The following is an 11,833-nucleotide window of genomic DNA, read 5'->3' as shown; positions in this document are numbered from 1 at the left end:
GCGTCGGCCTTTCCGCGTGCGGCGTGGGCGGCCTCGTACCGGCGGGCGCTGCGGGCTGCGCCGAACGAGGCGTTCGGGCCGGGCGATCCCGCCGGGCGCCGCGAGTTGCGCGAGACGCTGACGGAGTACCTGGCTCGCGCGCGGGGGGTACGTACCGAGCCGGACCGGATCGTGATCTGCTCGGGTTTCGCGCACGCGCTGCGGCTTCTCTTCGGCCGGGGCGTCCGGGACGGACCGGGTGCGGGTGGGCTGCTGCGCGGTCCGCTGGGCGTGGAGGCGTACGGGCTGGGATTCCACCGGGACCTGCTCGCGGCGGCGGGCGTGCGCACCGTACCGCTGCCGCTGGACGAGGACGGGGCGCGGGTGGACGTGCTCGGGCGGGAGCGAGCCGTGCTGCTGACGCCCGCGCACCAGTTCCCGACCGGTGGCCCCCTGCGTCCGGAGCGCCGGGCCGCGGTGGTCGACTGGGCCCGCGCGCGGGGGGCGGTGGTGCTGGAGGACGACTACGACGGGGAGTTCCGGTACGACCGCCGGCCCGTCGGCGCACTTCAGGGGCTCGATCCGGAGCGGGTGATCCACATCGGGTCGGTCAGCAAGAGCCTGTCGCCGGCGCTGCGGCTGGGCTGGATGGTCCTGCCGCAGCGGTATGTCGAGCCCGTGCTGGCGGCGAAGGGCGAGCGGGAGGGGTGGGCGAGCGTGCTGGACCAGCTCGCGCTCGCGGACTTCGTGGCCTGTGGGTCGTACGACCGCCATGTGCGGCGCATGCGGCAGCGGTACCGGCGCAGGCGTGACCGGCTGGTCGCCGCGCTCGCCGCGCAGGCGCCGCACATCGAGGTGACGGGCGTCGCGGCCGGGCTGCACGCGGTGCTGCGGCTGCCGTCCGGCACGGAGCGGTCGACGGTGAAGGCCGCGGCGTGGCAGGGCGTCGCCCTCGACGGTCTCGCCGCGTTCCGGCATCCGCGGAGTCCGACGGAAGCCGGCGACGGCCTGGTGGTGGGATACGCGGCCCCGGCCGAACACGCCTACGGAGCCGCGCTGGAGGCTCTGTGCGGGGTGCTGCCGCCGGGGTGAGACCCATCGGCCGGACAGGGGGCGGGGAGCGCGGCCTACGGCTTGCGCGCGACCGCCCCGTACCCCGGGATCACGCCGTCGTCCTGGCCCGGGACCGGCTCGCCCAGTTCGGGGTGCCACCGGTGGACGATCTCGACGCCGGGGTCGACCAGGTCGAGGCCCGTGAAGAAGCGGGCGAACTCCTCGCGGGAGCGCAGGGCGAGGGTGACGCCGGCGGCCTTGAGCTTCTCGACGGCCGCCGCCGACTCCTCGGGCGTGAAGTCGGCGGTGGCGTGGGTCATCATCAGGTGGCTGCCGGACGGCAGGGCGGACAGCAGCCGGGAGACGAGGGCGTGGGCCCCGTCCTGGTCGGGGATGAAGTGCAGCAGGGCGACCAGGGAGAGGGCGACCGGCCGGTCGAGGTCCAGGATCCGCCGGGCGCCCTCGATGATGGCGTCAGGGTCGCGGACATCGGCCTGGAGGTACTCGGTGACGCCCTCGGGGGTGCCGCGCAGCAGGGCCGCCGCGTGGGCGAGCACGATCGGGTCGTTGTCGCAGTAGACGACCCGGGCGTCGGGCGCGATCCGCTGGGCGACCTGGTGCAGGTTCGGCTCGGTGGGTATGCCGGTGCCGATGTCCAGGAACTGCCGTACGCCCTTTTGGGCCAGCCAGCGCGTGGCTCGGTGCATGAACGCGCGGTTGACCCGGGCCATCACCGGCACCCGGGGGTCGAGGGCCAGCATCTGCCGGCCCATGGCCTCGTCGACGGGGTAGTTGTCCTTGCCGCCGAGGTACCAGTCGTACATCCGCGCGGGGTGCGGCTTGCTGGTGTCGATCTCGATGGCCGTGGGGTCCTGCCCTGTCATGCGGCACTCCGTAAGCGTCGGACGCGATGAATGATCAACCTGGCATCACGGTAAGGAAGTTGCGTAACAAACAACACACGCCGGAATCAGGACAGCAGGAAGTCGGCCTCCCCCGCCTTGGCGCCCTCTATGAACGCGGTCATCTCGTCCGTGGTGTAGATCAGGGCCGGCCCGTCCGGGTCGGTCGACTGGCGTACGGCGATCCGTCCGTCGGCCAGCTTCATCGCCTCCAGGCAGTTTCCGCCGTTGCCGCCGCTCCAGGGCTTGTGCCACCCCTCGCTGCCCAACTCCCGCGCGGGCATGCCGTTGTAGACGCGTCCGCGCGGCTTGATGCGATCCATTCACAGCTCCTTGCGGAGATCCCGGAGGATCTCCTTCGTGCGTTGTGCCGTAGCGGCCTGCGCCGCCATGCGGTCCATGACCTCCAGGTGGGTCGCCACCTCGGTGCGCGCGTCGAGGTAGACGGCGCCGGTCAGGTACTCGCTGTAGACCATGTCCGGCAGTTCTGACATGGCAAATCGGAACAGCACGAAGGGCCCGTAGGTCCCCGGGTGCGGCCCGTTGGCGAACGGGGCGACCTGGAGCGTCACATGGGGCAGCTTCGTGGCCTGGAGCAACTTGTCGATCTGCGCGCGCATCACCTCCGGGCCGCCCACCGGGCGGCGCAGGGCGGTCTCGTCCATCACCACCCAGAAGCGGGGGGCGTCGGGACGGGTGAGCAGTTGCTGGCGTTGCATGCGCAGCGCGACGTGCCGCTCGATGTCCTCCGGGCTCGTCTGGCCGACGGCACCGGACTTGAGCACCGCGCGCGCGTAGTCCTCCGTCTGCAACAGGCCGGGGACGAAGTGCGGTTCGTAGGAGCGGATGAGGCTGGCCGCGCCCTCCAGGCTGACGTACATCGAGAACCAGCCCGGCAGGATGTCGTGGAACCGCTGCCACCAGCCGGGCTTGTTCGCCTCCTCGGCCAGCTGGACGAAGATCTCGGCCTCCTCGTCGGGGACGCCGTAGGCCTTCAGCAGCAGTTGCAGGTACGGGATTTTGAGGGAGACCTCGGCCATCTCCATGCGGCGGACGGTGGCGGGGGCGACGCGGAGGACGCGGGCGGCCTCCTCGCGCTTCAGTCCGGCGCGTTCCCGCAGGTCCAGCAGGCGCCGGCCGAGGACCACCTGGCCCACCGTCGGCGCGGACCGCGGTTCGCTCACGCTCCCACCTCCACCGAAAGTTTCCTGACAGCCCTGCGGCGCCATTCGAAGGTTCATTCGAAGACCGGGCCGGACCTCCGACGACTCCAATTGGCGCCGCGCGACGTGCTGTTGCCAGCAGTCTGCCACGAGCCCTGACCGAGTCACACAGCACTCTGCAATTTTCAGAGTGACTCTTGCCAAGTGTCCATGGCGGGGCGATAGTGGCAGGCGTGATTCCGTCCGCGCCTTTAGGAACAGACGCCGCCGCAGACCGTTCCGGTCTCGGCGCCGATGGGGGTTTCCCCGCGCGAGCCGGTTCGAGCGTGGGGGAGGCAGCGCCCTCCCAGGGGGGCACTGCCGAGCGCAGGTTCCGCTTCGAACTGGCCGCACATCCGGGTTCCGTCGCCCAGGCCAGACGCCTGACGCAGGCCCGGCTGTCCGGCTGGGCGGTGTGCGCGGACACCTGCGACAACGCTGCCCTGGTCATATCCGAGCTGGTCACCAACGCGATCGTGCACACCGCGAGCGGCCGGGTCGTGTGCGAACTGCACGACCACGACGACATGGTGCGCATAGCCGTACGCGACGAGGGCTGTGCTCCTGGCGAACCCCACCCGTCTCCGCAGCGACCTGACGAGGAGCACGGGAGGGGATTGCTTCTCGTCGACGCGCTGTGCCGGGCCTGGGGGGCCCAGGAGCACGGCCCCGGTCTGCTGGTCTGGGCCGAGCTGCCCCGCCGGAACGACACCGACGCCACCGACGCCCAGGACACCGCCGAGCCGCGCGACGACCTGGGCTGGGGTGCCCGCCCCAAGCCGGGCCGCCCGGACGACCCCGACCACGACCGGGCGACCGAGGCGAGTGGGCGGATGGCGCCGGATGCGACCGGGCGGGTGACGCCGCAGGAGCAGCGGGGGACGGCACCGGCGCGACACGGGGACATCGCACCCGGGGGGCTCCGGTACACGGCCTCGGGTGAGCACCCGGACACGGCGTCGGAGCACCGCCGCGACGCCGTACCGGGGCAGCGGCGGCGGGCCACCCAGCGGTACGGGCCGGACGCGGCTGGGCCGCAGGGGGCGGGGGTGCCCGGCGGGCACGGACCGGCGGCGCCGGGACCACAGGGGCGGGGGGAGCCGGAGCAGCACCCGTACGGGGCACCGGAATCGGATCTTCCCGGGGGGCGGACGTGAGCGGCGCCGGGCCGGCCGCCGGCAGCGGTGCCGGCCAGGAGCACGCCATGGGTCTGGACACCCTGGTACGGCTCCAGCGCCGGCGCGCCACCCCCGACCAGGCCCACCGGCTGTCCCTGCCGGACGGCATGACCGCTCCGCTCGGCTGCGACGCCGTGGCCGTGCCCGACCGCCTCGGCCCGCTCGTGGTACCCCGGCTTCCACGGGTCGGATGCGTGTACGCCGACGGCTCCCACTGGTGGTGGATCGTTCCGTCGGACTCCGACTACGCCCTGCCCTGGCCGTCCCCGGCCCTCTACGCCGCCGGTGCCCTGGTCACCGGCGCCACCGCCCGGCTCATCCATCGCCCCGAAGGCACGGTTCCGTACACCCCGCCGATCCCGCTGTACCTGGCCCTGTGCCGGGTGACGGGAACGGCTCCGGACTGGTCGCAGGCGGTCTCGGCCTAGCCCGCTGCCCCGGCCCGGCCACCCTCACCGCTCACTCCCCCGCCCGGCCACCACCCTCACCGCCCACTCCCCGGCCCGCGGGCCCGCCGCCCCCCGTCCAGGTCACACACGCCACCCAGCGCCCGCGCACCGCGCCGCTCACGCGGACCGTGCTTCCTCCGCGCCCCTCGTGCGTCTGCTCGCGCCCTGCCGAGCCGGGGTCCCCGGCCGGGATAGTGGCCGTTCCCCAGGGGTCGGGAGGTCACGGTGAGGAAGAAGCGGGATGCGGCCGAGCCGGTGGTGTCGGCGTCGGAACGGCTGCTGTTCGGCGGGCCGCTGCGGTACGACATGGGCTGGAACCAGCACGCGGACGCCTTCCTCGCGCTGACCTTCCGGGCGATGATGACCCGGCTGCCCGGCATGCTCGCGTCCAGTCTCCGGTTGGCCCGGCAGGCGGACGCGCGGGCCGCACGGGTGGTGCTGGCCGCCGAGGCGGGCCGGGGCGTGGCCCAGGCGGTGAGCCTGCTGGCCGTGAACAACGCGCTCGGCAAGCTGCTGACCGGCCCGGACATCGAGCAGCGGCTGCGCGCCGCCGCCCCCGCCCTGGTCGTGATGGCCGTCGTGACGCTGGTCGCCGCGCTGCTGCGGGCCGCCTCCGTCTACGCCACCGGGCGGCTGGAACCCAAGGTGGAGCGGGTGGCGACCGAGCTGTACCTGGAGCGTGCGGCGAACGTCGAGCTGGCCGCGATCGAGGACCACGCGTTCCACAAACTGCTGGACACGGCCCAGTACGGTGCCCGGTCCGCCCGGCACATGATCAGCTACAGCACCCGGGTGATCAACGCGATGATCTCGCTGGTCGCCGCGGCGGGCGTGCTCACCGTGCTGCATCCGGCGCTGCTGCCCCTGCTGGTCACCATGACCCTGCCCAGCGCCTGGAGCGCGCTGACCAACGCCCGGCGCCGCTACGAGTCCTTCCACACCTGGGTGCAGCACGCTCGGGCCGGTCAGCTGATCAGCAGCCTGCTCACCGAGCCGACCGCGGCCCCCGAGATCCGGGTGCACGGTGTGGGACCGTTCCTGCTGCGCCACTTCCGGTCCATGTCGGAGACCGCGGAGGCGGAGCAGGCCCGGCTGTCCCGGCTGGCCGCGCGGACGGGTCTGATCGCCGCGGCCTGGACGGGCCTGGCGACACTCGCCACGTACGCGACGCTGGGCACATTGCTGCTGACCGGCGCGATGGCCCTGGCGGTGGCCGGTACGGCGGTGATCGCGATCCGTACGGGCGCGGCGAGCCTGGACACGCTGGTGGTGGAGGTCAACCAGCTGCACGAGGAGGCTCTGTTCGTGGGCGATCTCCAGCGGCTGTACACCGCGGCGGCCGAGCGGGCCATCCCTGTGGGCGGGGAGCCGCTGCCCAAGGACCCGAAGGAGATCCGCTTCGAGAACGTCACCTTCAGTTACCCGCACGACGAGCCTCCGGCCGACCGGCACCCGGCCGGGGCACATGCGCCGGCTCCGCCTGCAACCGTCCCCGGTCCGGCCACAGAGCACCCGGCCGAAGAGGCCCCCTTGGGGAAGCACCCCGCCGAAGAGCACGCGACCGGCAAGCACCCCACCGGCGGGGTTCCGGCCGGCACCGCCCCCCGTCCCGCCCTCGACGACGTCACCCTGACCCTCCCCCTCGGCCGGATCATCGCGCTCGTCGGTGAGAACGGCTCGGGCAAGACCACGCTGGTCAAGCTGCTCGCGGGGCTGTACACGCCGGACCGGGGCCGGATCCTCTGGGACGGCGTCGACGCGGCGCGTGCCGACCGGAGGCTGCTCGCCGAACGCGTCGCGATGGTGGCCCAGGACTTCAAGCGCTGGCCGTTCACCGCCCGGGTGAACGTGGCCGTCGGACGCTCCACCGCGCCGATGACCGAGGAGCGGCTGGCCGCGTCGATCGCCGAGGCGGGCGCCGAGGACGTGGTGGCGGATCTGCCGCGCGGTCTGGACACCCTGCTGGCCCGGAACTTCAGCGGCGGCCACGAGCTGTCCGGGGGCCAGTGGCAGCGGCTCGGTATCGCCCGGGCGGCCTACCGGCGCGGGAGCATCCTGATCGTCGACGAGCCGACGGCGGCGCTGGACGCGCGGGCCGAGCTGGAGGTGTTCGAGAAGATCCGGGCGCTGGCGGGCGGCGGGCAGACGGTCGTCCTGATCACCCACCGGCTGGCCTCGGTCCGGCATGCCGACCTGGTGCACGTGCTGGAGCAGGGGCGCCTGGTGGAGTCCGGCACCCCGGAGGAGCTGCTGGCCAGGGGCGGTGTCTACGCGGAGCTGTACTCGCTCCAGGCGCAGCAGTTCACGGCGCGGGTGCCTGCCCCGAAGCCGGCCTGAGTCCACCGGACCGGCTGACTCGACCGGCTCACTCGACCGTCTCGCCGCCGCGGACGATCACCAGGAAGGTGTCCGTCGCGAGGTCCATGACGACCTCGGCGGGCAGGCCTTCGAGTCGCCGCGCGTGCGCGAACTCCTCCGCGGGCCAGGAGCCCCGCGGACCACCGGCGGGAAAGCGTTCGAGCACCGTTCGCCCGTTCACCATCTCGCACCTCCAGGAAAGCGTCGTACGTGTAGGAGTTAACGCCCTGGAGAAGGCGAAGGCCTCGGTCAGTGACGGGACTGAGACATTGTCGACACCTGGTCGGAGCGGACCGTGAGGATCCGTTCACCTTGTGACACGAACCGCACGCTCCGTATCAAGACCGGCACCGGCTGTGGACATCTGCACCGCCGGCATCAGTAGTCGTACTCGTCGTGGAGCCGGAGTACCTCGCTCCCGGCCGGGCCGCGGCCGAGCGCGGTCAGGTCGAGCAGGGCCGAGGTGGTGCCCAGTCCGTCCAGCCCGTCGTCGTACACGGAGTAGGTGTGGAACACCCGGTCGTGGTCGCGCAGGAAGCAGCTGAGGCCCGGGCGCTCGACCAGTTCGCCGCCCGACTCGACGGTGGCCTCGAAGTCACGGTTGAAGTCGCGGCTCACCTCTGGGCCGAAGGCGCGGCCGAGGTCGCCGCCGTCACCGCTGTGCGCCGAGGAGTACCAGGGCACGGCCCACCCCATCCGGGCCTTGAACGGCAGGATCCGGGTGAACGGTGCCCGGGAGACGGCCGCGAAGGAGGTGTTCTGTGCGCGCAGGTGGGCGAGGTGGCCGACCTGGTCCAGGAAGGCCGCGCAGCACGGGCAGCCGGTCTCCCACTCCGGGGCGAACATGAAGTGGTGGACGACGAGCTGGGCCCGTCCCTCGAAGAGGTCGAGCAGGGTGGCCTTGCCGTCGCCGCCCTCGAAGACGTACTCCGGGTCGACCTCGACCATGGGCAGCCGCCGCCGCTCGGCCCCGAGCGCCTCGCGCGCCCGTCTGACCGCCTCCTCCTTGCGCAGCAACTCCTCGCGCGCCGCGCGCCACTGCTCGCGAGAGACGATCTCCGGGTGTGACATGGGCCCTCCTGTCCGACGGTCGGTTCAGGGTGGTGACCGCCGTCGGCAGCGGAACTCATCGCGGGGGGCGGAACATTTTTCGGCCAAGTCCTGCCCGGCTTTCGGCCAGGTGCGGGCTCAGGTGTCGTACTCCTGGAGGCGTCGCCCGGGGTGGCGTGCGGTCAGCGCGGGCAGCCGGCCCGTCAGTTCCCGTACGACGGCGGGTACGTCGAGGGTGAGCAGTTCGCGTTCCCGCATCAGCACGCGGCCGTCGACGACGGTCGTGCGGACGTCGGCGGCGCGGGCGCTGTGCACGAGGGTGGCGGCGAGGTCGTGCACCGGCTGGGTGTGCGGGCCGGTGAGGTCGACGAGGACGATGTCGGCGCGCCGGCCGGGCGCGAGGGTGCCGGCCCGGTCGCCGAGCCCGACGGCCCGGGCGCTCTGGAGCGTGGCGTGGTGGAGGGCCTGGCGGGAGGTCAGCCAGCGTGGGTCGCCCTCCGTGGACTTCTGGATCAGCGACGTCAGCGCCATCGCCTCCCACACGTCGAGGGAGTTGTTCGAGGCGGCGCCGTCCGTGGCGAGGCCGACGGGGACGCCGGCCGCGCGCAGGCCCCGTACCGGAGTGGTCGTCGGCCAGGCGAACTTGAGGTAGCCGCGGGGCGCGGTGGCCACGGCCGTACGGCCGCCCGTGCGGGCCAGCAGCGGCAGGTCCCGTTCCAGGATTCCGGTGCCGTGGGCGATGAGGAGGTCGGTGTCGAGGAGTCCGGTGCGGTCGAGGACCTCGATGGGCGTGAGGCCGTGCCGGGCGAGGCTGGTGTCGGTCTGGTCGCGGTTCTCGGCGGCGTGGATGTGCACGGGCAGGCCGTGCGCACGGGCGAGTTCGGCGGTGGCGGTGAGGTCGGCGTCGGTGACGGTGTAGGGGGCGTGCGGGGCGAGGGCCGTGGTGATACGGCCGCCGGCGGCGCCGCGCAGGCGGAGCGCGAACTCCACTGACGCCTCCCTCGCCTGCGGCCCCTGGCTGGAGAAGTAGGCCGCGCCGAGGTGGGCGCGCAGCCCGCACTCGGCGACGACGGCGGCGACGGTGTCCATGTGGAAGTAGTGGTCGGCGAAGCAGGTCACCCCGCCCCGGATCATCTCGGCACAGGCCAGGCGCGCCCCCAACTCCACGTCCCGGGCGGTGAGGTTGGTCTCCACGGGCCAGACGACGTCGTTGAACCACTCCTCGGTCGGCAGGTCCTCGGCGAGGCCGCGCAGGGCCACCATCGGTGCGTGCGTATGGCAGTTGATCAGCCCGGGCAGCGCGACCTGCCCGCGCGCCTCGATCCGCGTGACGGCCGGCAGGTCCCGTACGGCGGCTGCCGTCGTCACCGCGTCGATCACGCCGTCGCGGACGACGATCGCGGCGTCCTGGCGGAATCCGATTCCTTCCCCGTCGTCCCCGTCCTGGTGGACGAGGACCGTGCAGTCGGTGAGGACCAGGTCGGCGGGGGCGGCGCCCGGGGGCCCAACGGCACTCATGAGTCCAACGTACGGCCCGGTCGTACCGCGATGTGAGCCGAACCACGCATCCGGGTCACAGCTCTCGCGCGCGGCGCGCGGGGCGCGCACCCTGGCCTCATCACGGCCCGTACGCGGCCCCGTGTCCCTGTCCGGGGCCCCTTTTGCCCGGGTGCCCCTGTCCGCGGCCTCGAAAGGAGCCCGGCATGCTCCTCGGCACCTGGAACCTGGAGAACCTCTACCGCCCCGGCGGCCCGTACGGCCCCCGCGACAAGGCCGCCTACGAGGCGAAACTCGCCGCGCTGGCGAGCGTGATCACCGCCCTCGACCCGCTGCTGCTCGGCGTCCAGGAGGTCGGCGACCCGGACGCGCTCGCCGACCTGACGGGGCTGCTGGGCGGCGACTGGCACACGGCCCTGTCCGCGCATCCCGACGGGCGCGGGATACGGGTCGGCTTCCTCGGCCGTACCGAGCTGCGCGTGGTCGCCGACACCGCCGGCTTCCCGGCGCCGCTGCGCCCGGTGCAGTCGGACGATGCCGGTGCGACGGAGGCGGCGGCCGGCCGGGGTTTCCTGGCGGTGGCGGCGGACACCGGGGCGGGTGAGCTGACGGTGGCGGTCGCGCACCTGAAGTCCAAGCTGCTCAGCTATCCCGGCAACCGCTTCTTCCCCCACGACGAGGGCGAACGGGCGCGCTACGGGGCGTACGCCCTCTACCGCCGCGCCGCCGAGGCCACCGCCCTGCGGGCCCTCGCGGACGAGCTGCTGGCCGGCGAGGGCCGGGCCCGGGACGTGGCCGTACTCGGTGACCTCAACGACGAGGTGACGGCCGCCACCACACAGCTCCTGCTCGGCCCGCCCGGCTCCGAGTTCGGCACCCCCGGGTACGACCACCCGGACCAGGGCGACGCGGTACGGCTGTGGGACGTGGCCCCGCTGATACCGGCCGACCGCCGCTACTCGCGGATCGACTCCGGGCGCCGCGAGCTGATCGACCATGTGCTGGTCAGCCACCATCTGGCCCACCGGGTCACGGAGGCGGGCACCGGCCTGCCCACCGACCCGCCGCCCCACCTGCCGTCGGTCGGCCCGGACCCGGCGCAGCGCCGGGACACACCCGGCTCGGACCACGCACCGGTGTGGATACGGGTGGCCTAGGAATCCGAACGCAAGACCCTGGCCGGCCCGGCGGGCACGGCTAGGCGGCAGCCGTCTCGGGCGCCGGTGCCCGCATCCCCCGCCGCTCCAGCTCCCCCAGCGCCTCGTGGAGCCGGCGCACGTGCCGGGGGGTGAGCCGGCCGGTCACGTCCAGGTGCACGGCGCAGGCCGTGGTGGTGTCCACGAGCCGTTCCAGCACCTCGGCGACGGCATCCGTGCCCTCGGTGTGCCGGGCGAGGGCGGGCAGTTCGGCGGCGGCGAGGGCGATGGCGGTCCGGGCCTCGGCGAGGGTCCGGTAGGCCTCCCGGCGCAGCGCCCACCGCTCGGCGCGGTCGCCGGACTCGCCGAGGACGTGCAGGAGGTAGGCGTCGGCGGCGCTGCCGGCCGCCGCGAGCCGGGCCCGCACCCCGCCGCCCCGCTCCCCCGGCATCGGCAGGTGTCCCACGACCAGCACGAGTGCGCAGGCCAGCAGGGTCTCGCCGATCCGGCTGACCGAGGCCTGCGGCTCCCCGCCGGCCATGACCAGGGCGAGGACGAGGACGGTGACGACGGCGGTGAGCGCCGCGAAGTGCCGGGTGGCGACCGGTATGAGCGCGCCGCAGACCGCCACCAGCGCGACCAGCCCGGCCGGGCGGGGCAGCAGCGCGGCGAGACCGGCGAACGCCAGGGCGCCGAGCACGGTCCCCGCGGCCCGGCACAGCACCCGTGAGGCGAGCGGGCCGAGGTCGGGCTTGACGAGGAAGACGGTGGTGGCGGGCAGCCAGTACCAGTGCTCGTGGTGTCCGTGCCAGCGCGCGTGGTGCAGGGCCTGGGCGATGGCGGCGCTGGCGCCGAAGCAGAGGGCGACGCGCAGCCCGTACTCGCGTCCGCCGGTGCCCAGCGCGGCCCGCAGGGCGTGCCGGAAGCCACGCCGGCGGCCGAACAGCCCGCGGTGGGCGCCCTCTCCCCGGTCGAAGGCGTCGGCGGCGCGCAACAGGGCGTCGTCCAGGGCGCGCAGGGCGGGGGCCG

General features: G+C 73.7%; 11 protein-coding genes and 1 pseudogene. 5 read left to right on the top strand and 7 right to left on the bottom strand.

Annotated elements, in window-relative coordinates; all coding sequences use genetic code 11:
• Nucleotides 1-1,071: PLP-dependent aminotransferase family protein (locus tag ABZV94_RS36565; protein ID WP_356348429.1), on the top strand; the 1,071-nt coding region annotated here is incomplete at its 5' end.
• 35 nt (nt 1,072-1,106) lie between these two features.
• Here the strand turns inward: ABZV94_RS36565 and ABZV94_RS36560 are convergent.
• The 3 genes from ABZV94_RS36560 to ABZV94_RS36550 form a co-directional block, all read right to left on the bottom strand.
• A complete protein-coding gene (locus ABZV94_RS36560; protein ID WP_356348427.1) occupies nt 1,107-1,916 on the bottom strand; it encodes an SAM-dependent methyltransferase in 810 nt (269 codons plus the stop codon).
• A gap of 86 nt (nt 1,917-2,002) precedes the next feature.
• Nucleotides 2,003-2,257, bottom strand: coding sequence for a DUF397 domain-containing protein (locus ABZV94_RS36555; protein ID WP_030642274.1), 255 nt, complete (start codon nt 2,255-2,257; stop codon nt 2,003-2,005).
• Nucleotides 2,258-3,118 carry a helix-turn-helix transcriptional regulator gene (locus tag ABZV94_RS36550; protein ID WP_356348425.1) on the bottom strand — a complete coding sequence of 287 codons (861 nt, stop codon included), beginning with the start codon at nt 3,116-3,118 and terminating at the stop codon, nt 2,258-2,260. It lies immediately after the preceding gene.
• A 203-nt stretch (nt 3,119-3,321) separates the two neighbouring features.
• Between ABZV94_RS36550 and ABZV94_RS36545 the strand changes: the two are divergent.
• The 3 genes and pseudogenes from ABZV94_RS36545 to ABZV94_RS36535 form a co-directional block, all read left to right on the top strand.
• Nucleotides 3,322-3,921 (top strand): annotated as a pseudogene (locus ABZV94_RS36545) (ATP-binding protein); the annotation flags it as partial.
• Between the two features lie 419 nt (nt 3,922-4,340).
• Nucleotides 4,341-4,742 (top strand): hypothetical protein, encoded by a 402-nt coding sequence (locus ABZV94_RS36540; protein ID WP_356348431.1) that lies wholly within the window; start codon nt 4,341-4,343, stop codon nt 4,740-4,742.
• Nucleotides 4,743-4,988: 246 nt separating this feature from the next.
• Nucleotides 4,989-7,100: an ABC transporter ATP-binding protein gene (locus tag ABZV94_RS36535; protein ID WP_356348423.1), complete on the top strand. Its 2,112-nt coding sequence runs from the start codon at nt 4,989-4,991 to the stop codon at nt 7,098-7,100.
• A 28-nt stretch (nt 7,101-7,128) separates the two neighbouring features.
• On the opposite strand, the gene ABZV94_RS36530 is transcribed toward ABZV94_RS36535, so the two are convergent.
• From ABZV94_RS36530 to ABZV94_RS36520, 3 genes are all read right to left on the bottom strand, one after another.
• Complete coding sequence (locus ABZV94_RS36530; protein WP_356348421.1) at nt 7,129-7,305, bottom strand: hypothetical protein; 177 nt, start codon at nt 7,303-7,305, stop codon at nt 7,129-7,131.
• Between the two features lie 194 nt (nt 7,306-7,499).
• Nucleotides 7,500-8,192, bottom strand: coding sequence for a DUF899 domain-containing protein (locus tag ABZV94_RS36525; RefSeq protein WP_356348419.1), 693 nt, complete (start codon nt 8,190-8,192; stop codon nt 7,500-7,502).
• Nucleotides 8,193-8,309: 117 nt separating this feature from the next.
• Nucleotides 8,310-9,689, bottom strand: a complete 1,380-nt coding sequence (locus tag ABZV94_RS36520; RefSeq protein ID WP_356348417.1) for an amidohydrolase — start codon at nt 9,687-9,689, stop codon at nt 8,310-8,312.
• Between the two features lie 185 nt (nt 9,690-9,874).
• Here ABZV94_RS36520 and ABZV94_RS36515 point away from each other — a divergent pair, with 185 nt between their 5' ends.
• Nucleotides 9,875-10,825, top strand: a complete 951-nt coding sequence (locus ABZV94_RS36515; RefSeq protein ID WP_356348415.1) for an endonuclease/exonuclease/phosphatase family protein — start codon at nt 9,875-9,877, stop codon at nt 10,823-10,825.
• A gap of 40 nt (nt 10,826-10,865) precedes the next feature.
• Here ABZV94_RS36515 and ABZV94_RS36510 read toward each other — a convergent pair.
• Nucleotides 10,866-11,833, bottom strand: a 968-nt coding sequence (locus tag ABZV94_RS36510; RefSeq protein ID WP_356348413.1) for an FUSC family protein, incomplete at its 5' end; no start/stop codon positions are given.

The organism is Streptomyces sp. NPDC004658, assembly GCF_040609555.1.
GTDB lineage: Bacteria > Actinomycetota > Actinomycetes > Streptomycetales > Streptomycetaceae > Streptomyces.
This window is presented reverse-complemented; position numbering and strand designations above follow the sequence as displayed.